This window comes from Microbacterium meiriae, from assembly GCF_040686935.1.
Taxonomy (GTDB): Bacteria; Actinomycetota; Actinomycetes; order Actinomycetales; family Microbacteriaceae; genus Microbacterium; species Microbacterium meiriae.
Genome location: NZ_JBFBMF010000003.1, coordinates 433,001 through 450,455, shown reverse-complemented (window position 1 = coordinate 450,455; position 17,455 = coordinate 433,001). Strand labels below are relative to the sequence as shown.

The 17,455-nt window shown below is 71.4% G+C and carries 22 protein-coding genes; 8 read left to right on the top strand and 14 right to left on the bottom strand.

Annotation, left to right across the window (positions count from 1 at the left end):
• Window positions 1-3: 3 nt before the first annotated feature.
• The 4 genes from AB0P08_RS12255 to AB0P08_RS12240 are packed head-to-tail and all read right to left on the bottom strand — an operon-like array spanning window position 4 to window position 4,809.
• Window positions 4-1,053, bottom strand: coding sequence for an ABC transporter permease (locus tag AB0P08_RS12255; RefSeq protein WP_363590029.1), 1,050 nt, complete (start codon window positions 1,051-1,053; stop codon window positions 4-6).
• The gene (locus AB0P08_RS12250; RefSeq protein ID WP_363590028.1) at window positions 1,050-2,186 is read right to left on the bottom strand and encodes an ABC transporter permease; all 1,137 of its coding nucleotides are present in this window, start codon (window positions 2,184-2,186) and stop codon (window positions 1,050-1,052) included. Before AB0P08_RS12250 ends, AB0P08_RS12255 begins: the two co-directional genes overlap by 4 nt.
• Window positions 2,183-3,703, bottom strand: coding sequence for a sugar ABC transporter ATP-binding protein (locus AB0P08_RS12245; protein ID WP_363590027.1), 1,521 nt, complete (start codon window positions 3,701-3,703; stop codon window positions 2,183-2,185). Before AB0P08_RS12245 ends, AB0P08_RS12250 begins: the two co-directional genes overlap by 4 nt.
• Window positions 3,700-4,809: a Gfo/Idh/MocA family protein gene (locus AB0P08_RS12240; RefSeq protein ID WP_363590026.1), complete on the bottom strand. Its 1,110-nt coding sequence runs from the start codon at window positions 4,807-4,809 to the stop codon at window positions 3,700-3,702. Before AB0P08_RS12240 ends, AB0P08_RS12245 begins: the two co-directional genes overlap by 4 nt.
• Window positions 4,810-4,924: 115 nt before the next feature.
• On the opposite strand from AB0P08_RS12240, the gene AB0P08_RS12235 reads away from it, so the two are divergent.
• A complete protein-coding gene (locus AB0P08_RS12235; protein ID WP_363590025.1) occupies window positions 4,925-6,142 on the top strand; it encodes an ROK family transcriptional regulator in 1,218 nt (405 codons plus the stop codon).
• Here the strand turns inward: AB0P08_RS12235 and AB0P08_RS12230 are convergent.
• A complete protein-coding gene (locus tag AB0P08_RS12230; protein ID WP_363590024.1) occupies window positions 6,094-7,230 on the bottom strand; it encodes a Gfo/Idh/MocA family protein in 1,137 nt (378 codons plus the stop codon). The two genes, AB0P08_RS12235 and AB0P08_RS12230, sit on opposite strands and share 49 nt — an antisense overlap.
• The gene (locus AB0P08_RS12225) at window positions 7,230-8,036 is read right to left on the bottom strand and encodes a sugar phosphate isomerase/epimerase family protein (RefSeq protein WP_315637908.1); all 807 of its coding nucleotides are present in this window, start codon (window positions 8,034-8,036) and stop codon (window positions 7,230-7,232) included. The genes AB0P08_RS12230 and AB0P08_RS12225 overlap by 1 nt, the downstream gene beginning before the upstream one ends.
• A 104-nt stretch (window positions 8,037-8,140) precedes the next feature.
• On the opposite strand from AB0P08_RS12225, the gene AB0P08_RS12220 reads away from it, so the two are divergent.
• From AB0P08_RS12220 to AB0P08_RS12210, 3 genes are read left to right on the top strand one after another with little or no spacing between them, the layout of a single operon-like run.
• Window positions 8,141-8,782: a TetR/AcrR family transcriptional regulator gene (locus AB0P08_RS12220; RefSeq protein ID WP_259951456.1), complete on the top strand. Its 642-nt coding sequence runs from the start codon at window positions 8,141-8,143 to the stop codon at window positions 8,780-8,782.
• Between the two features lie 9 nt (window positions 8,783-8,791).
• The gene (locus tag AB0P08_RS12215) at window positions 8,792-9,424 is read left to right on the top strand and encodes a DUF4166 domain-containing protein (RefSeq protein ID WP_363590023.1); all 633 of its coding nucleotides are present in this window, start codon (window positions 8,792-8,794) and stop codon (window positions 9,422-9,424) included.
• Window positions 9,421-10,407: an epimerase gene (locus AB0P08_RS12210; RefSeq protein ID WP_363590022.1), complete on the top strand. Its 987-nt coding sequence runs from the start codon at window positions 9,421-9,423 to the stop codon at window positions 10,405-10,407. Before AB0P08_RS12215 ends, AB0P08_RS12210 begins: the two co-directional genes overlap by 4 nt.
• 22 nt (window positions 10,408-10,429) lie before the next feature.
• Here AB0P08_RS12210 and AB0P08_RS12205 read toward each other — a convergent pair whose 3' ends face one another.
• Genes AB0P08_RS12205 through AB0P08_RS12190 form a run of 4 tightly spaced genes read right to left on the bottom strand, consistent with a single transcriptional unit; the run spans window position 10,430 to window position 13,035 of the window.
• The gene (locus tag AB0P08_RS12205; RefSeq protein WP_363590021.1) at window positions 10,430-11,374 is read right to left on the bottom strand and encodes a DUF1214 domain-containing protein; all 945 of its coding nucleotides are present in this window, start codon (window positions 11,372-11,374) and stop codon (window positions 10,430-10,432) included.
• 33 nt (window positions 11,375-11,407) lie between these two features.
• Window positions 11,408-11,794: a PLDc N-terminal domain-containing protein gene (locus tag AB0P08_RS12200; RefSeq protein WP_363590020.1), complete on the bottom strand. Its 387-nt coding sequence runs from the start codon at window positions 11,792-11,794 to the stop codon at window positions 11,408-11,410.
• A 39-nt stretch (window positions 11,795-11,833) separates the two neighbouring features.
• The gene (locus AB0P08_RS12195) at window positions 11,834-12,763 is read right to left on the bottom strand and encodes an aldo/keto reductase (protein ID WP_363590019.1); all 930 of its coding nucleotides are present in this window, start codon (window positions 12,761-12,763) and stop codon (window positions 11,834-11,836) included.
• Window positions 12,764-12,816: 53 nt separating this feature from the next.
• Entirely contained in the window at window positions 12,817-13,035 is a 219-nt protein-coding gene (locus tag AB0P08_RS12190) for a helix-turn-helix domain-containing protein (protein WP_232089060.1), read from the bottom strand.
• 94 nt (window positions 13,036-13,129) lie between these two features.
• Here AB0P08_RS12190 and AB0P08_RS12185 point away from each other — a divergent pair, with 94 nt between their 5' ends.
• From AB0P08_RS12185 to AB0P08_RS12175, 3 genes are read left to right on the top strand one after another with little or no spacing between them, the layout of a single operon-like run.
• Window positions 13,130-13,501 carry a helix-turn-helix domain-containing protein gene (locus AB0P08_RS12185; RefSeq protein ID WP_232089061.1) on the top strand — a complete coding sequence of 124 codons (372 nt, stop codon included), beginning with the start codon at window positions 13,130-13,132 and terminating at the stop codon, window positions 13,499-13,501.
• 24 nt (window positions 13,502-13,525) lie between these two features.
• Window positions 13,526-13,918, top strand: a complete 393-nt coding sequence (locus tag AB0P08_RS12180) for an ImmA/IrrE family metallo-endopeptidase (RefSeq protein WP_363447137.1) — start codon at window positions 13,526-13,528, stop codon at window positions 13,916-13,918.
• 38 nt (window positions 13,919-13,956) lie between these two features.
• Window positions 13,957-14,559: a GNAT family N-acetyltransferase gene (locus AB0P08_RS12175; protein WP_187662039.1), complete on the top strand. Its 603-nt coding sequence runs from the start codon at window positions 13,957-13,959 to the stop codon at window positions 14,557-14,559.
• Window positions 14,560-14,583: 24 nt separating this feature from the next.
• Here AB0P08_RS12175 and AB0P08_RS12170 read toward each other — a convergent pair whose 3' ends face one another.
• Window positions 14,584-14,790, bottom strand: a complete 207-nt coding sequence (locus AB0P08_RS12170) for a hypothetical protein (RefSeq protein WP_025105563.1) — start codon at window positions 14,788-14,790, stop codon at window positions 14,584-14,586.
• A gap of 88 nt (window positions 14,791-14,878) precedes the next feature.
• Between AB0P08_RS12170 and AB0P08_RS12165 the strand changes: the two genes are divergently transcribed.
• The gene (locus tag AB0P08_RS12165) at window positions 14,879-15,490 is read left to right on the top strand and encodes a flavodoxin family protein (RefSeq protein WP_363590018.1); all 612 of its coding nucleotides are present in this window, start codon (window positions 14,879-14,881) and stop codon (window positions 15,488-15,490) included.
• A 9-nt stretch (window positions 15,491-15,499) separates the two neighbouring features.
• Here AB0P08_RS12165 and AB0P08_RS12160 read toward each other — a convergent pair whose 3' ends face one another.
• From AB0P08_RS12160 to AB0P08_RS12150, 3 genes are all read right to left on the bottom strand, one after another.
• Window positions 15,500-15,811: a DUF7882 family protein gene (locus tag AB0P08_RS12160; RefSeq protein ID WP_187662041.1), complete on the bottom strand. Its 312-nt coding sequence runs from the start codon at window positions 15,809-15,811 to the stop codon at window positions 15,500-15,502.
• Between the two features lie 94 nt (window positions 15,812-15,905).
• Window positions 15,906-16,760: a hypothetical protein gene (locus tag AB0P08_RS12155; protein WP_363590017.1), complete on the bottom strand. Its 855-nt coding sequence runs from the start codon at window positions 16,758-16,760 to the stop codon at window positions 15,906-15,908.
• Window positions 16,761-16,841: 81 nt separating this feature from the next.
• Window positions 16,842-17,453, bottom strand: coding sequence for a GNAT family N-acetyltransferase (locus AB0P08_RS12150; protein WP_187664199.1), 612 nt, complete (start codon window positions 17,451-17,453; stop codon window positions 16,842-16,844).
• Window positions 17,454-17,455: the final 2 nt, after the last annotated feature.

Genomic DNA, 17,455 nt, shown 5'->3' with positions numbered 1-17,455 from the left:
TTGCTAATCTCCTCTGGTTGTAGGGCTTGATGCGGTGCTGCGGTTCTCGGCGTTCTCGGTCCCCACGGTATGGACGTCCGTCGGCTGGGGACCGCGCCGGCGGCGGGCTCGGAAGGCGACACCCGCATAGGCGACGGCCGCGATGATGATGACGCCCTGCACGGCGTCACGGAGGGTGGAGGGGACGCCCGCGATGTTCAGGAGCAGGAACAGGGCCTCCAGCGCGAAGGCTCCGGCCACGGCGCCGACGATCCAGCCTCGACCTCCGCCCAGCACGACCCCGCCGAGCACCACCGCAGTGATCGCGGTGAACTCGTAGCCCCGGCCGACGGACGGGTGCACTCCCGCGTACCCGACGAGCAGGACGGCGGAGAGGGTGGCCGAGAGGGAGGACAGCACGAACGCGCGGGTCGTGACCCAGGCCCGGCGGGCACCGGCGTAGTCCACCGCGCGGGCGTTGTCGCCGATCGCGATGAGGGTCTTGCCCAGCGGGCGCTTGGTGATGACGATGCCGAGGGCGAGCCAGGCGGCGAGCAGGAGGACGGCCCAGGGCAGGAACTCCAGCACGGGGAGGTCGCGGATCCCGCCGCGGCCGATCTCCCGGAAGCTGTCGGCCGGGTTCCCCGTGGCCGCGCCGCCCGTCCACCACATCACGCCGCCGAGCAGGGCGAGCATCATGCCCAGCGTCACGATGAACGACGGCACCCTGAGCAGCGTCGTGAGGACGCCGTTCACGAGCCCGACGACCACGCCGAACACGATCATGAGCAGCAGGACAGGGAGGGTGCGGGCGTCGTCCTGGCCGACGAGGTTGCCGGCGATGATGACCTGCGCCGTGATGAGCGATCCCTGGGAGAGGTCGAACTCCCCCGCGATGATCACGAAGTACTGCCCGATCGCGACGATCGCGATGGGGGCGACGCGCTGCAGGTACCGCATGAATTGCCCGGGCTCGGCGAAGCTCGGGTTGAGCACGGCGACCGCGACGAGCAGGATCACGAGCAGCAGGAAGACCGCCCCGCGGGGGCTGACGAGCGTGCGCAGCGCGTTCATGAGCGTCCTCCTTCCCGCACGGAGGCGGTATCCCCGGCGCTGTCGACGGCGGCGACCTCGGTGGTCGGATCCGCGAGCTCGGCGGCCGCGACCGCCATGTCGGCTTCGGCCGCCTTCGCGGCGTCGTCTCCCCCGGTGCGCGTGCCGCCGGCACCGAAGCGGGGACGACGCCGCACGATGGCCCGCCGACTGTAGACGGCGACGGCGGCGACGATGACGATGCCGCGCACCACGTCCTTGAGGAAGGGATTCACCTGCAGCACGCTCATGACGTTGTCGACGACGGCGAGGATGGCGACGCCGCCGATGGTGCCCCAGATCGAGCCGCGTCCGCCGAGGAGCAGGGTGCCGCCCAGCACGACCGCGGCGATGGAGAGCAGTGCGTATCCGCCCTGCTGACCGACCGTCGGGCTGCCCACGCCGAGACGGCTGGCGAGCAGGAGTCCGGCGAGCCCCGCGAACACGGAGCACAGCACGTGCGCCCAGATCAGCGGCAGGCGGGTGCGCACACCGCTGAGCCGGGCGATCTCGGGGTCCCCGCCGACGGCGTAGAGATGGGCACCGGTACGGGTGCGGTTCAGCAGCACCCAGACCAGCACGGCGAGCGCGATCATGATGAGCGTGGACACCGGGATCGGTCCGACCCCGGTCGCGCCGATGAGCTGGAACGCCCACGGGACCTCGCCCGCCGAGCCTTCGAAGTTCGTGTTGAGGATGCCCTGGAGGATGAGCCCGACGCCGAGCGTCGCGATGAAGCCGTTGACCTTGAGTACCGTCACGATGAGCCCGTTCACGAGCCCGATCCCCGCGCACACGAGGAGCGTCACGATCACCGCGAGCGGGATGTTGCCGGCGTTCCCGGCCATCATCGTCGCCGCGAGCAGGCTCGACAGGCTGATGACGTAGGTGACCGACAGGTCGAGCGAGGCGCCGAGCACCACGAGCGTCTGCCCGATGGCCACGAGGCCGAGCACGCTCATGCCGGTCAGGATGTCGCGGATGTTCCCCGGGCTGAGGAAGTTGCGACCGACCGTGGCGACGAGGATCGCGCCGACGACGAGGGCGAGCAGCAGGATGCCGAGCACGATGGCGGTCGAGTCGATGCGGAGACGGGCTCCGGGGCGGCGGCTCATCGCGCACCTCCCTTCGCCCTCGGACCGCTGTCGGCGCCGGTGGCCGCCGCGAGGATCTCGTGCTCGGCCGCACCGGCCGGCAGCTCGGCGACGAGTTCGCCGTCGTGCATGACGAGGATGCGGTCGCTCATGCCGATGACCTCCGGCAGCTCGCTCGAGACCATGAGCACGGCCTTCCCCTGCGCCGCCAGCTCGCGCATGAGTTGGTAGACGGCGTACTTCGCCCCCACGTCGATGCCCCGTGTCGGCTCGTCGAAGAGCACGATCTGCGGCTGGGTGAGCAGCCACTTGGCCAGCACCACCTTCTGCTGGTTGCCGCCGGACAGGAAGCGCACCTCCTGGTCGAGACCGCGCGAGGACACCTCCAGCGTGCGGAGCACTCCCGGCACCTCCCGGCGCGACGCCGCGGTGCGTCCGGCGAACACGTTCCGCACCACGAGCAGGGCGTTGTCGAGGATCGACTGCCCCAGCGCGAGCCCCTGGGCCTTGCGGTCCTCCGAGACCAGGGCGAGTCCGGCGCGCACGGCCGCACGCGGCCCGGTGATCCGCACCGGCTTCCCGTCGATCCGCACGGCGCCGCGGGTGAAGGCCTGGATGCCGAACACCCCCTCCACGAGCTCCGTGCGTCCGGAGCCCTGGAGCCCGGCCACCCCGACGATCTCCCCGGCGCGGAGCGTCAGCGACACCCCGTCCACGTAGGCGTTCCCGCAGCGGTCGAGTTCGAGCCGGGGCGCGCCGACCGCGGTGCCGGCGACCGGGTCGGGGAAGTAGGACTGGATCGACCGGCCCACCATCCGGCGCACGAGCTCGTCGGTGGTCAGGGCCGCGGTCTCGTCCGTGGAGACGAGGGCGCCGTCCTTGAGGATCGTGATCCGGTCGCAGAGGTCGAAGATCTCCTTCAACCGGTGGGAGACGTAGATGACGGCGACACCACGGGAGGTGAGCCGGCGGATGATCGCGTACAGCAGCTCCACCTCGCGGTCGCTGAGCGCCGCGGTCGGTTCGTCCATCGAGATCACCTGCGCATCGAACGACAGCGCCTTCACGATCTCGACGATCTGCTGCTCGGCCACCGTCAGCGAGCCCACCCGGGCCTGCGGGTCGATGAAGGAGACTCCGAGGTCGCTGAGCAGCTCCGCGGTGCGCTCGTTCATCGCCCGCACGTCGATGAGTCCCGCGCGCCGTGGCTCCCGGCCGAGGTAGACGTTCTGCGCGACCGTGCGCTCCGGGAGCAGGGTGAACTCCTGGAACACCGTGACGATGCCGGCGTCCATCGCCTGCCGGGGGTGCGCGTGGCGCACCTCCGCGCCGCGGTAGGCGATCGTCCCCTCGTCGGCCGGCTGCACGCCGGCAATGATCTTCATGAGGGTGGACTTGCCTGCACCGTTCTCGCCGACGAGGCCGTGCACCTCCCCCGGTCGCACGTCGAAGTCGATGCCCTTCAGCACCTCCACGCCGAAGAACGCCTTGCGGATCCCGGCCACCTGCAGCACCGGCTGCGTCGTCGTCGCGGTCATGCCGGCACCTCCGTCCAGCGGCCCTCGTGGGCGGCGGAATCGAGCACGGCCTCGGTCAGCACCGCCGCACGGTGGCCGTCGGCGAACGTCGGCAGACCGTCGGGCACGTCGCCCGCGATCGCGGCATAGACGTCCGCGACGAAGCCGTTGAAGGCGTCCTGGTACCCCATGGCGTGCCCGGCGGGGACGCGCTGCAGCCGGGCGGACTCCGGGTCGGCCGTGGCGGGGTCGCGCAGCAGCAGCCGCGACTCCTCCCGCATGCCGACCCAGAGCTCCTCCGGCCGTTCCTGCTCGAACCGCAGACTCTGCCGCGTCCCGTGCAGCTCCAGGGTGAGGGCGTTCTTGCGGCCCGCCGCCATCTGCGAGATGAGCAGCGTGCCGAGTGCCCCCGCCGAGGTCTCGACGAGCACGGCGACGATGTCCTCCGTGTCGACGGCTTGCCCCGCCCGCTCGGCGAACACCCGGCGGGTGCGAGCGCTGAGGGTCCGGATCCGATCGCCCGTGACGAACTCGAGGAGGTCGCACAGATGCGAGCCGATGTCGGCGAAGGCGCGGGAGGCGCCGCCGGACGAGGAGCGCACCCGCCAGTCGTCGTCGGTGGGCCGCAGCATCCAGTCCTGCAGGTACGAGCAGTCCAGCGTGAGCAGCTCGCCGGCCTCGCCGCGGGCGATGCGCGCCCTGGCCTCGCGCACCATGGGGTGGTAGCGGTACACGAAGGGGACGGCGGCGACGAGTCCGGTCTCGGCGGCTTCCGCGGCGAGCGCGGCGGCGTCGGCGGCGGTCGTGGCGAGGGGCTTCTCGCACACGACGTGCTTGCCCGCCCGCAGCGCACGCAGGGCGAGGTCGGCGTGCGTGGCGTTGGGGGTGCAGATGTGGACGACGTCGATGTCGTCGGCGTCGAGCAGGGCCTCCGCGTCGTGCTCGGCGCGGGCGGCGCCGAGCAGGTGCGCGGCATCCCTGGCGCCTTGGGCGGACCGGGTGGCGACGGCGCGCAGTGCCCCGCCTGCGTCTCGGGCGGCCGTGCGGTGCACGCGGGCCATGAAGCCTCCGCCGAGGATCCCGGTCCGGATCGTCCCGAGACCGGTGTCAGTGACATCCGTTGTCATGCCGGTGAGTCTGACACAGCGATGAGGACTTTTGCTAGTCCTTCGTCAAAAGTTGTGTGTAACGAATTCGAAGTCGCACCACGGAGCGGAGGAAGTGCTGTGCTTTACTGACGCCATGGTTGACGTGCTGAGACCGCTTGCGACGCCCTCCCCCGGGACCGGCGAGATCTTCCAGATCCTCCGCGACGGGCACGCCCGCACCAAGGCGGAGCTCGCCGCCCTCACCGGACTGGCCCGCTCCACCGTCGCCTCCCGGGTCGATGCTCTGCTGGCCGCCGACCTCCTGCGCCCCGCCGGTGAAGCGGTGTCGACCGGAGGTCGTCCTCCCGCCCGCGTGGCGTTCAACCCGCGCGCCGGGCTCGTCCTGGCCGTCGACCTCGGAGCCACCCACGCGACCGTCGCCGTGGCCGACCTCGCCGGCGTGATCCTGGACGCACGCACGCGCGCGATCGACATCGGCGAGGGGCCGGAGGCCCTGCTGGACGCGATCCTCGCGGAGGGCAGCGCCCTGCTCGAGGCGACCGCCGGCGGCCTCCCCCTCGTGGGCGTGGGCATCGGCGTCCCCGGCCCCGTCGAGCACTCCACGGGGCGCCCGACGAACCCGCCGATCATGCCGGGCTGGGACCGCTTCGACGTCCCGGGCTACGTGCAGCGCACGTTCGACGTGCCGGTCCTCGTCGACAACGACGTGAACATCCTCGCCCTCGGCGAGCAGGCCACGAGCTGGCCCCGGGTGGACGACCTCGTGTTCGTGAAGGTGTCGACCGGCATCGGCGCCGGGATCATCGCCGGCGGGCAGCTCCAGCGCGGTGCCCAGGGGTCGGCGGGCGACATGGGCCACGTCCAGGTGCCGATGAGCGCGGGCTCGGCACGGCAGCCGGGCGACGAACGGGATCTCGAAGCCCTCGCGAGCGGGTCGGCCCTCGCCGTCGCGCTGCGCGCCGAGGGGCATGACGTGCACACTGCCTCCGACGTCGTCGGCCTCGTCCGCGCCGGCAACGCCGCGGCCATCGAGGCCACCCGTCAGGCCGGACGCGATGTCGGCGAGGTGCTCGCGACCGTCGTGAACCTGTTCAACCCGTCGATCATCGTGCTCGGCGGCAGCATCGCCCGCGCCGGTGAGCACCTGCTCGCCGGGGTCCGCGAGGTCGTCTACCGCCGCTCGATCCCGCTCGCCACCCAGCACCTCGCGATCGTGCAGTCGCAGGCAGGTGACCGCGCGGCGGTGCTGGGGGCGGCGATCATGGTCGCTCGCGAGGTGCTCTCCCCCGCGAGCGTCGACCGCTACGTCGCCGCGAAGGGATCGAAGTCGGCGGGCAGCGCGCCCACCTGATCCAGCGTGCTCGCCACCTCCACGAAGGTGCGCCGCGCCGCAGCCTCCTCGATCGAGAGCAGGGTGTCGAGCACGTGGTACCCGAACTCGCCGGTGGCGACGTGCGGTCGATCCTCCGCGATCGCGCGCGCCATGTCGAGCAGCCCGAGCCCGCGCCCCGCGAGTACGCCCTCCGGCACGACGTCGATGACCTCCTGCACCACCGGCTCCGGCGGCACGAAGTGTCGGGACAGCGGCCGGGTGATCGCGATCGGCCCGCCGAACGTGTTCGGGTCGGGGATGACCAGGGTGCCCTCGGTCCCCGTGATCTCCACGATCCCCTGCCGCACCAGCGGCGAGTCCGTGCTGTAGAGGCTCTGCGCCTGACCGCCGCCCTCGAAGTCCATCAGGACGCTGAGCGTGGACGGGATCTCGACCGGGAACTCCTCCCCGGCGCGGTCGCCGACCTGCACCCGGCGCGTCGGCGACCCCTGCAGCCCGAGCGCGGCCACCGCGGCGACCGGCCCGAAGACGTGGACCAGGGTCGAGACGTAGTACGGTCCCATGTCGAGGAGCGGCCCCGCGCCCTTCGCGTAGAGGAACGCGGGGTTCGGGTGGAAGATCTCCGGCCCCTGCCACTGGAAGGTCGTCTGGCCGAACAGCGGGCGGCCGATGTCGCCGCGGGCGATGGCGCGCTTCGCGGTCTGCACCCCGGGGCCGAGGACGGTGTCTGGCGCGACGCCGACGCGGAGTCCGGCCGCCGCGGCCGCCTCCAGCAGGCGTCGCGCCTCCTCGCGGTCCACGCCGAGCGGCTTCTCCGTCCACACGTGCTTCCCCGCGGCGACGATCGCCTCCGAGACGGCGACGTGCGCGGCGGGGATCGTGAGGTTCACGACGATGTCGATGTCGGGATCATCGAGCACCAGCTCGACGCCACCGGCTCGCGGCACCCCGTACGCGGCGGCCTGCACGCGTGCACGCTCCTCGACGAGGTCGCCGATCGCCCGCACCTCCACGTCCGGGAAGCGCGTGAGGTTCTGCAGATACTGGTCGCTGATGTTGCCCGCGCCGATGAGGCCGACGCCGACGACGTCGCCGCCGCGCACCATCAGCGCGCCGCCTCGGCGTCGAGGAAGACCCGGCTGCGCTCGATGGCGTCGAACAGATCGCCGTCGTAGTGGTCGAACTCGACGATGGCGAGTTCGAGCGCCGGCGCGGCGGCGATGGCCTCCCGGAGCGGCACCGCCCCGTCGCCCGCGGGCACCTGATCCGCGGGCGGGTAGGCGTCCAGCAGCGCGGGGTCGAGCGTACCGTCCTTCGCGTGCACGGCGATCACGCGCTCGCCGAGACGCTCCACGAGGGTCACCGGGTCGACACCACCGCGGGCCACCCAGTACAGGTCGACCTCCAGCACGACGCGCTCATCGAGGTGCTCCGCGAGGACCTCCAGCCCGGTCACCCCGTCGAACACCGCCTCCAGCTCATGCGCGTGGTTGTGGTAGCCGACCCGGACGCCGGCCTCGGCGCCGATCTCCGCCGCCTCGTTGAGCAGCCGGGCGGTCTCGACGATCTGATCGACCTGTTCCCAGCGCGCGGGCTCGGTGTACGGATCGATCACCGTGTCCATGCCGAGCGCCTTCGCGGCCGCGAAGACCTCCGCGGGTGAAGGCACGGGGGCCGTGGTACCGGAACCGTCCGGGCGCACGAAGGTCGGGGTCGCGAGGAACGCATGCCCCGACGGCGCCGTCAGTCCAGCGGCCGACACCGCGGCAGCCATCGCCTCCGCCCGGCGGACGAAGTCGTAGGGCTCGACCGCGCTGAATCCACGCGCCGCGACGGCGGCGAGCGTGCCCTCGAGGTCGGCCTCCAACTGCTCGCGGATCGTGAACAGCTGGAGAGAGGTCTGGATCGTCATCGGTCGTGCTCCTCGGTCGTCGGTGACAGGCGGGCATCGCGCCCCGGAGGCACGCTAGCACCGAATACCTCCACATGGAAGTTTTTTGTCGCTAGACTCGGGCCATGCCCCCCGCACCCTCCGAGGACTCCGAACGCCCGCGCCCGCGCGGCGCCTACGCCAAGGGCGTCGCGCGGCGCCAGGAGATCCTGGACCGCGCGATCGAGGTGTTCGCGGCCCGGGGCGCCGACCGCACGAGCCTGCGGGCGATCGCGAAGGCGGTGGGGGTGACGCATGCCGCCCTCACCCACTACTTCGGGTCGCTGGAGGAGCTGCTCGTCGCGGTCTACGTCGAGAGCAACGCGCCGGAACGGAAGACCGACCCGGAACCCGCGAACCCCGTCGAGGGCATGATCCGGTCGGCCAGGGCCAACCGCGAGGTGCCCGGTCTGGTGCAGCTCTACTCCACGCTCGTCGCCAGCGCTCTCGAGGAGGGCCACCCCGCCGCCCGCAGGTTCGCGACCGAGCGCTTCGCCCGTCTGCGGGCCGACATCGCCGAGACGGTCCGGGAGCAGCAGAAGGACGGAAGCATCCGTACGGACGTCGATCCGCTCGCGGTCGCCGCCCTCGTCGTCGCCGCTTCGGACGGCCTGCAGACGCAGTGGCTCCTGGACGACACCGCTCCGCAGCATGAGGCCCTCGCCCTCCTCGACCGCTTGCTCCGCCCGACCGACGACGCGGGCCGGGAGGGGTCCTCCGCGGGCTAGGCTCGAAGCGTGACGCCCGTGCCGCAGTCCCCGTACGCGAGGGCTCTCGGCGCGCGTCTCACCGCGCTGCACCCCCGGCTGCGGGCCTACTTCCAGGCGGTCCCCGACGGGATGGTCGGCGTCGGCGAAGGGACGTTCCAGCGCGTCGGCACGCCCCGCCGGGCCCTCTGGCCCCTGCTCCGCCGCCTCGAACGGCGCGGGGTGATCGCCGCCCGCTGGGAGCGCGACGTGCCGTTCCGCATCGAGAACCGCACCATCGCCTCCCGGGCAATCGCCGAGCGCACCTTCCGATTCGCGGGCGGGCCGTGGGTGATGCGCGATGCCGTGGCCCCGACCAGGCACGGCCGCATCGTCGACGAGCTCGGCGAGCCCGGCCTGGTCGTGGCCTGCTTCGACGTGGAGCCCCGTGCCGGCGCCCTGCACCTGACGAGTCGCGCGGTGGGCATCCGCGTCGGGCGCTTCCGGCTCCGCATCCCGCGGGTCGTGGCCCCTGTCGTCCGGCTCGTCGAGCGCTGGGACGAGGAGGCCGAGCGGCAGCGCGTGCGGCTGACCGTGGATGCGCCGCTCCTCGGGCGCCTCTACGAATACCGCGGCGACTTCAGCTACATCCTGGAACCGGATCGGAAGGACGACGACGCATGAGCACGGACCGGGTGGTCATCGGCGGAGCGACGGGCTTCATGGGACGGTATCTCGCTGCACGCCTGCGGGATGCCGGGCGCGAGGTCGTCACGATCTCCCGCTCCGGCAGCGACCTGTCCTGGGGCGACCAGGACGGCATCGATGCCGCCGTCGATGGGTCGTCCCTCGTGATCGGCCTCGCGGGCAAGAGCGTGAACTGCCGGTACACGCCGCGCAACCGGGCCGAGATCTTCCGCTCCCGACTGGACACGACCGCAGCCCTGAGCCGCGCGATCTCCCGCGCCGCCACTCCGCCGCCGCTGTGGGTCAACTCCTCCACGGCCACCATCTACCGACATGCCGAAGACCGGCCGATGACGGAGTCATCCGGCGAGATCGGCACCGGCTTCTCGGTCGAGGTCGCCAAGGCGTGGGAGCGCGCGCTCTTCGCCGACGCCCTGCCCGGCACCCGTCGCGTGGCTCTCCGCAGCGCCATCGTCCTCGGCGACGGCGGCGTGCTGGAACCGCTCCGCACGCTCGCCCGACGGGGCCTCGGCGGCCCGCAGTACGACGGGTTCTGGCCGGTCGGGCCCGCGCGCCGGGCCGCCGGGACCGCACACCTCCCCGGCGCCCGTCGCGGTCGGCAGCGCTTCAGCTGGATCCACATCGAGGATGTGGCGCGCATCATCGAGTTCCTCGAGGAGACCCCGGCGCTGGAGGGCCCGGTCAACGCCGCTTCGCCGCACCCCGTCGACAACGCCGCCTTCATGGCCACCGTGCGCCGGGTGCTGGGGGCGAAGGTCGGCCCGCCGATGCCGCGCTGGATGCTCGAGCTCGGCGCGATCGGCATCCGCACCGAGACCGAGCTCGTGTTGAAGAGCCGCTGGGTCCTGCCCGAGAAGCTCACCGCCGCCGGCTTCACCTTCCGCTACCCCGACCTGGAAGAGGCCGTCCGCGCCTCGTTCGCCGTCGCCGACGTGAGCTCCGGACCGCGCGCGGCCTGATCCCGACCGCGTGAAGAGGCCGTCAAGCCGATTCCTGGAGCGTCGGGAACGTCCAGCTGCCGTCGAGCACCTCGGGACGGGGGCGATAGAGCCGGACCAGGTAGTTCCAGCCCTCCGTGATCGGCAGGACGTTCGGCAGGCCTTCCGGGTGGTCGCCGAAGCGGACGGTGAGCGTGCCGTCGTCGTTGCGGACGCCGGTGATGTCGTTGATCGTGTAGGCGTCGCGATCGTTCGGCTCGAAGAAGCCGTCCGCGTTGTACACCGAGATCGACCAGAAGCCGTCGACGGGAACGTCGCCGACCGTGAGCTCGTACCGCCCCACCGGCAGACGCGGGTCGACGCCGATGTAGCTCGCCTCGGACGAGGGAAGCCCTCCCCAGCCCGCCGCCGTGCCGATGAGGTGCCGCACCGGGTCGACCTCGTCCTCGCTGCCGAACATGCGGTCGAAGCCCCGGAGGTTCCGGGCCAACGCGAGCAGCGCCCGGCGGGTCTCGTCGAGGCTGGCGGTGTCGTAGTCCGGCATCGTGAAGGGCGTGGCCGCCCCGCTGCGCAGGGCGATGCGGTCCTGGAGAGCGGTCACCGCCGCCACATCCGTCGGATCGGTGGGGTCGACGAGGATGCGCACGGCGAGCACGACGTACGGCGTCCCGAACTGCGCCTTGGTGAGAGTGTGCTCGCCCGCCTCGTGGAAGATCGCATCCACGTAGTGGTGCTCGTTGACGACCATCGCCGAGAGGTAGCGGTCGCCGTGCTCCGGGATCGCGAAGGCGGCTCCCTCGCTGATGTCCAGGACGGCGAAGCTGTAGAGCGTGTCCCGGTTCAGCCGGATCACGGTCTGCCGGTCGATCGCGGCCGGAGCCCTGTTGTGCAGGAACCGAGCCACACCCCCGGCCTCCTTCTGGAGGTCGCGCATCATGCGGTGTGTCTCGGCGAGGGCGAAGTTGTCGACGTTCACGAGGATGCTCATGACGGCATCCTGACAGCCCGGAGCGGTCGATCGCTAGGACTGCGGGAGGGCGTCGTCTCCGCGTTCGCGACGGCGCTTCTCGATCTCCTCGCGCAGCCGCCACTCCTCGATCTCGCGGTCGAGGTCCGCGATCTGCTGCTCGGTCGAACGGGTGTCCACCGACGGCGCAGGCCGTGCGACGGTGGTCGTCGGGGCCGCAGGGCGCTCGGCTCGCCGCATCCGCGGGAGGGGGACACCGGCCTCCCCGTACTCCCGGCCGATCGCGAACCACAGCGCGCTGCCGATCAACGGCAGGAGGATCACGATGATGATCCAGACCATCTTCGGCAGATACTTCACCTGCGAGTCGTCGCGCGTGATGATGTCGATCAGTGCACCGATCATCAGCGCGATGACCAGGAGCGAGAACAGGAACGGCATGGGATCAGGGTAGACGACGCGCGGGCCGGAGCGGAGGGATCACGGCAGCAGGTGTCCCGCGGCGCGGAAGAGCTCGTACCACTCGGCCCGGGTGAGCGCGACATCCGCCCCGGCCGCGGCCTCCTGGACCCGGTGCGGTGTCGTCGTCCCGAGCACCACCTGCATCCCGGCGGGGTGACGGGTGATCCAAGCGGTGGCGATCGCCGTCGGCGTCACTCCGTGGACCCCCGCCAGGCGCTCGATCACGGCGTTGAGCTCGGGGTAGTCCGGGTGCCCGAGGAAGACCCCGCCACCGAAGCCGCTCTGGTACGGCGACCACGCCTGCACGGTGATGCCGTGGATCCGGCAGTAGTCGACGATGCCGCCGCCGTCCCGTCCGATGCTCTGGTCGTGGCCCGCCATGTTCGCGGCCACGGGCTGCGCGATGATCGGCGCGTGTGTGAGGGACAGCTGCAGCTGGTTCGCGACCAGGGGCTGCCCCACCGCGGTCTTCAGCAGCTCGATCTGCGAGGGCGTGTGGTTGGACACCCCGAACGCCCGCACCTTGCCCGAGGACTCGAGATGATCGAAGGCGCGCGCCACCTCGTCCGGCTCGACCAGGGCGTCCGGCCGGTGCAGCAGGAGCACGTCGATGCGGTCCGTGCGGAGGGCCGCGAGCGAGCCCTCGACCTGCGCGATGATGTGGTCGTAGGAGAAGTCGAACATGCCCTGCGCCGGCACGATGCCGCACTTGGTCTGCAGCACGACCTCGTCCCGCTCCGCGGCGCTGAGCTGGAGGGCATCGGCGAATCGCGCTTCGCAGCGGTGCATCTGCCCGCCGTAGATGTCCGCGTGGTCGAAGAAGTCGATGCCCGCGTCGCGGGCGGTCGCGTACAGGTCGCGGATCTGCTCGTCGTCGAGGCTGTCGATGCGCATCATCCCGGCGATCAGGGCCGGAGCGGTCGTCGATCCGAAGGAAACGGTCTTCATGAGCCCACGCTACTTCATCGCATCGCCCGGTCCGAGGCGCGAGCGGGCATCGTCTACGGCGCGCAGGGAAGCAGCCGCGTGACGGGGACGCCGAGGACCGTCGCGATCCCCGCCAGATCCTCCATCGTGAAGTCCGCGCGCTCTTCGAGAAGGTCGGTCAGCGCGGCCGGCGCGATTCCGGCCCGCTCCGAGAGCTCGATGAACGACACTCCGGCGTGCAGGCGCGCAGCCTCCACCGCCGATGCCACCAGATGACGCAGTTCTGTCCCCATGCGCCTACGGTACCGCCACGCACGGACACTCGTCGGGTCACGAGAGACCAATATGACGGCATCCTGCTCTCGGCCCGCTGCTAAGGTGAGCCGGATGAAGACACCAGCCGAGGAGTTCAACGAGGCGGTCGGCCGTCAGATGCGGGCGGAGATCGCGGCGGCACGAAGCAGCATCGCCGCCATGGCACGCGACGTGGGCATCGCCCGGAGCGCGCTGGACAACTACGTGACCGGCAAGCGCGCGATCCCGGTGCCCGTCGTCTATGCGGTGTGCGCCACGCTGGGAGTCGAGCCGCACATCCTCGTCGCCCGGGCCGAGGAGCGTCTGGCCGCCGACGGCACGTCGGCGATCGTCACTCCCCTCCGGCGCCGCACCGATGTCGCCACCCCACGCGATAATGCCCGCGAGGTCGCCTTCGAATCCGGATCCACCGGCGAGACGGACACCGACGACCTCTACGAGTAGACGACACCGACCGGACGGAGGCCCATGCAGCAGCTCCTCCGTCTGGCCGACGACCTCGGGCTTCGCGTGGTCGAGCGCCCCGGGCCCACACCCGGCGGCTTCCAACCCGCCACCCGGACGATCCGGCTCGCTCCGGGGATGAGCAGGCGCACCGCCCGCAGCGTGCTCGCCCACGAACTCGGTCACGCCCACCTCGGCCACCTGCCCACACGGCACCCCGCCTTTCGCGCTCGGCAGGAGCGGCAGGCCGACGAGTGGGCCGCGCGACGCCTGATCACGCCGGCGGCCTACGCGGCGGCGGAGCAGCTGCGCGGCACACATCTGGCCAGCCTCGCCTTCGAGCTGGACGTGACGATCGAGATCGTCCTCGCGTTCCAGCGCGTGCTGAGCCGGGAGCACCTGGCCGTCCCCGCCTGAGGGCCGGGCGCAGCGCCCGACGCTGGTTGAATGACCTCATGGCCTTCCACGTCGCCCCCGCCCCCGTCACTCTCACCGGTGAGCTCGTCGAGCTCCGCCCTCTCGACCGGTCGCACGTCGACGGGCTCGTCGAAGCGGTCACCGAGGGCGACCTGTGGAAGACGGCCTGGTACACCTCTGTTCCTGCACCCGATGGAGTCGCCGCCGAGGTCGACCGGCGCCTGGGCCTCGTCGCCACCGGCGAGATGGTGCCGTTCACGGCCTTCGACGCCGCCGGTCGCGTGCTGGGGCTGACCTCGTACTACGACATCGTCGCCGACGTCCCCCGGCTGCACATCGGATACACCTGGAACCGCCCGTCCGCCCACGGCACGGGTACCAACGCGGAATCGAAGCTGCTGCTCCTCCGCCACGCCTTCGAGACGCTCGGGGTCTTCCGGGTCGGGCTGACGACCCAGTGGGTGAACTTCCAGTCGCGCGCCGCGATCGAGCGACTGGGCGCGAAGCAGGACGGCGTGATGCGGGCCATGAGCCGCTACCGCAACGGCGCGCTCCGGGACAGCGTGGAGTACTCCATCATCGAGCCGGAGTGGCCGGCGGTGCGGGCGAACCTCGAAGCGAGGCTCGCCCGGCGACGGTGAGCGCGGGGCGCAGCCCCGCGGCGATCACTCGGTCGGGCTGCCGGTCCAGTTCTTGGAGCGACGCGTGGCGGAACCGCGCTGACGCATCGCGAACCCGAGGGCCAGCGAGACGAGCAGGATGCCGCCGACGAAGGTGAGCGCGGCGAGCGTGTCCGGCATCTCGTGCGCGATCCCCAGCAGCCAGAAGCCTCCGAGGAACATGATCATGAAGAAGAGGAAGCTGAGGATCACGGGATCTCCTGTCGTCGGTGCTCTACCAGGATAGCCCGGACCCGGAAAGGCCCTGTGCCGCCGCCCGGATCCCTGGTGGGGTCGGAGCATGAACACTCCACTCACCGCCGTCGCGATCTCCTGCACGCTCAAGCCCTCCCCCGCGTCGTCGAGCTCGGATCTGCTCGCGCGTCAGCTCCTCGATGCCCTCGCCGAGCACGGCGTGACGGGCGACCTCGTCCGAGCGGTCGATGTCGACATCCGACCCGGCGTCGAGAAGGACATGGGTGACGGCGACCAGTGGCCGACCCTGCGACAGCGCGTCCTCGACGCCGACATCCTCGTGTTCGTCACGCCCACGTGGATGGGACAGCACTCGAGCGTCGCCCAGCGCGTGCTGGAGCGCCTCGACGCCGAGCTCAGCGAGACGGACGAGCAGGGCCGCCCGATCCTGTTCGACAAGGTCGCCATCGCCGGCGTGCTCGGGAACGAGGACGGCGCTCACCACATCTCCGCGATCCTCTTCCAGGCGCTGAACGACATCGGGTACACGATCCCCGCGCAGACCTCGGTGTACTGGAACGGCGAGGCCATGCAGACCGTGGACTACAAGGACCTCGACGAGACTCCGGAGGCCGTGAGCTCCGCGATCACGACGGCAGCCCGGAACGCGGCGCACCTCGCGCAGCAGCTCGCCGCACAGGCGTACCCCGCCGAGTAGCGGAGGCGCTCAGTCGGCCGGGCCGTCGATGACCTCGTCCACGAGGCTGATGCCCCCCGACGAGCTCGCCTCGACCATGAGGGCCTGGACCCACTTCACGTTCAGCTCCGGCGTCTCCGGCTCGCCGAAGGTGAAGCGCAGCGGGATCGACGGATGCAGCCAGATCGTCGAGCGCCCCGGCACATCCCCGTCGGGGTGCTTCCAGGACAGCGTGAAGCTCTCGTTCCGACGGAGTTTGGTCGCGATCGCGACCTTCAGATGGGCCAGGGCGCGGTCCTCGATCTGGATCTCGCTGCCGGAGCCGTACTGCATGGTTCCCATCCCACGACTTTACGGCCCCGAGCGGCGCTGACGCGAGGAGCGACACTCTCCCGCATCCGGTATCAGCGGTGGAGACCCGCGCTCCCCGCAGCCGTCAACCGGCGGCCCGGCGCTGCAGAAGCCGGCGCACGTGCTCCTCGATCTCGGCGTCGTCGACGAATCCCATACGTGCGTACGGCGATTCCGTCGATGCCGCCAGGAGGGTGACCGGCGTCGGCGGCGCCATCTCCTCGGCACGGGCACGGAGCGCGGCCACTCGGGCGGCCTTGCGGCGCTCCTCCTGCGCATCGATCTCGGCGCGAGCCGCCTGTGCGCGGGATCCTGTGACCGACACCATCGGCTCCGGAAGCGGACGCGGAGTCCAGGTGGCGGGGCCCTGGTCGTGCAGGACCGGGGCCTCTCTCCTCTCGACGGTCTCGACCGCCGCGGCCTGCGGACGACGGGCGGCGCGCAGCGCGACCGACGCCATCCGCTGCAGGACCATGGTCGCCACGAGCGCCGTGGCTCCACCGCTCCAGAGGAGCACGGCGCCCCCGGTGGCGAGGAGCTGCCAGACGCCGAGACCGACGGCGACGAGTCCGAGCACGAGCGCGCCGGTCGCCGCCAGACGCACGCGGCGGCGGGCGCGGGCCTGACGGATCACGGGATCGGCGCGGGTCGCAGCGAGCTCCTGGCGGAGCGCTTCGAGCTCTGCGGCCTCCCGCTCGGCCTGCAACCGCTTCGCGAGCTTCTGCTGCGCGACGACGGTGCGGGCGTTGAGTTCCATGTGCACCTCGCCGGGAGTCTCACTCGTCTCGGCGAGGATCCGCAGCGCCTGATTCAGCCGCACGGCGTTGCGCTCAGCCGCGTTGTACTGGAAGCGGCCACGCCAGGAGGGCAGGAGATACAGCATCCACAGGAGCACGGCGACGAGCACGATCACTCCCCCACTCAGCACCGGCCCGTCCATAGGTCAACGGTAACGGCGGCGGACCGGCCGCGCCGTGCAGTCGGGGCGCGTGTCGCGGCGAGTCCTCCCGCGACGGGGGCGTCAGAGGGTGAGACGGTCCGCCGGCGGGATCGTCGCCGCCTGCGGCGGCACCTGTCCGTGGATCCACCGGGCGAGGACACCCTGCGGAACCTCCTCCTGCGTGAGGGCGAAGGCGTAGTGATCACGCCAGTCCCCGTCGATGTGGATGTACCGGCGGCGCAGCCCCTCGTATCGGAAGCCGAGCTTCTGCACGACCCGCAGACTCGCGGCGTTCTCGGGGCGGATGCAGATCTCCATCCGATGCAGCCCGTACTCCGTGAAACAGGCGTCCGTGGCGAGCGCGACCGCGGTCGGGGTGATCCCCCGACCCGCGAACCGCTCACTCACCCAGTAGCCGATCGTCGCCGAGCACAGCGAGCCCCGGGCGACGCCCCAGACGTTCAGCTGTCCGGCGACCTCGCCGTCGTACTCCATCACGAACGGGTAGCCGCCGCCGTCCCGATACTGCTGGAGCAGGCGACGGATGCTGACCCGCATGTCGAAGGAGACCGCTCCGTGCGGAATGGTCGCCTCCCACGGCTGCAGCCACGCGCGATTGGCGAGCAGCTCCTGCTGCAGAGGCCGCGCGTCCTTCGTCCGGATGAGACGCAGCTCGACCGGTCCGTGCCGCATCC

What these genes read in the sequence shown, in the direction of transcription:
- AB0P08_RS12255 (WP_363590029.1), bottom strand. Translation starts at nt 1,053, where the DNA reads ATGAACGCGCTGCGCACGCTCGTCAGCCCCCGCGGGGCGGTCTTCCTG.
- AB0P08_RS12250 (WP_363590028.1), bottom strand. Translation starts at nt 2,186, where the DNA reads ATGAGCCGCCGCCCCGGAGCCCGTCTCCGCATCGACTCGACCGCCATC.
- AB0P08_RS12245 (WP_363590027.1), bottom strand. Translation starts at nt 3,703, where the DNA reads ATGACCGCGACGACGACGCAGCCGGTGCTGCAGGTGGCCGGGATCCGC.
- AB0P08_RS12240 (WP_363590026.1), bottom strand. Translation starts at nt 4,809, where the DNA reads ATGACAACGGATGTCACTGACACCGGTCTCGGGACGATCCGGACCGGG.
- AB0P08_RS12235 (WP_363590025.1), top strand. Translation starts at nt 4,925, where the DNA reads ATGGTTGACGTGCTGAGACCGCTTGCGACGCCCTCCCCCGGGACCGGC.
- AB0P08_RS12230 (WP_363590024.1), bottom strand. Translation starts at nt 7,230, where the DNA reads ATGGTGCGCGGCGGCGACGTCGTCGGCGTCGGCCTCATCGGCGCGGGC.
- AB0P08_RS12225 (WP_315637908.1), bottom strand. Translation starts at nt 8,036, where the DNA reads ATGACGATCCAGACCTCTCTCCAGCTGTTCACGATCCGCGAGCAGTTG.
- AB0P08_RS12220 (WP_259951456.1), top strand. Translation starts at nt 8,141, where the DNA reads ATGCCCCCCGCACCCTCCGAGGACTCCGAACGCCCGCGCCCGCGCGGC.
- AB0P08_RS12210 (WP_363590022.1), top strand. Translation starts at nt 9,421, where the DNA reads ATGAGCACGGACCGGGTGGTCATCGGCGGAGCGACGGGCTTCATGGGA.
- AB0P08_RS12205 (WP_363590021.1), bottom strand. Translation starts at nt 11,374, where the DNA reads ATGAGCATCCTCGTGAACGTCGACAACTTCGCCCTCGCCGAGACACAC.
- AB0P08_RS12200 (WP_363590020.1), bottom strand. Translation starts at nt 11,794, where the DNA reads ATGCCGTTCCTGTTCTCGCTCCTGGTCATCGCGCTGATGATCGGTGCA.
- AB0P08_RS12195 (WP_363590019.1), bottom strand. Translation starts at nt 12,763, where the DNA reads ATGAAGACCGTTTCCTTCGGATCGACGACCGCTCCGGCCCTGATCGCC.
- AB0P08_RS12190 (WP_232089060.1), bottom strand. Translation starts at nt 13,035, where the DNA reads ATGGGGACAGAACTGCGTCATCTGGTGGCATCGGCGGTGGAGGCTGCG.
- AB0P08_RS12185 (WP_232089061.1), top strand. Translation starts at nt 13,130, where the DNA reads ATGAAGACACCAGCCGAGGAGTTCAACGAGGCGGTCGGCCGTCAGATG.
- AB0P08_RS12180 (WP_363447137.1), top strand. Translation starts at nt 13,526, where the DNA reads ATGCAGCAGCTCCTCCGTCTGGCCGACGACCTCGGGCTTCGCGTGGTC.
- AB0P08_RS12175 (WP_187662039.1), top strand. Translation starts at nt 13,957, where the DNA reads ATGGCCTTCCACGTCGCCCCCGCCCCCGTCACTCTCACCGGTGAGCTC.
- AB0P08_RS12165 (WP_363590018.1), top strand. Translation starts at nt 14,879, where the DNA reads ATGAACACTCCACTCACCGCCGTCGCGATCTCCTGCACGCTCAAGCCC.
- AB0P08_RS12160 (WP_187662041.1), bottom strand. Translation starts at nt 15,811, where the DNA reads ATGGGAACCATGCAGTACGGCTCCGGCAGCGAGATCCAGATCGAGGAC.
- AB0P08_RS12155 (WP_363590017.1), bottom strand. Translation starts at nt 16,760, where the DNA reads ATGGACGGGCCGGTGCTGAGTGGGGGAGTGATCGTGCTCGTCGCCGTG.
- AB0P08_RS12150 (WP_187664199.1), bottom strand. Translation starts at nt 17,453, where the DNA reads ATGCGGCACGGACCGGTCGAGCTGCGTCTCATCCGGACGAAGGACGCG.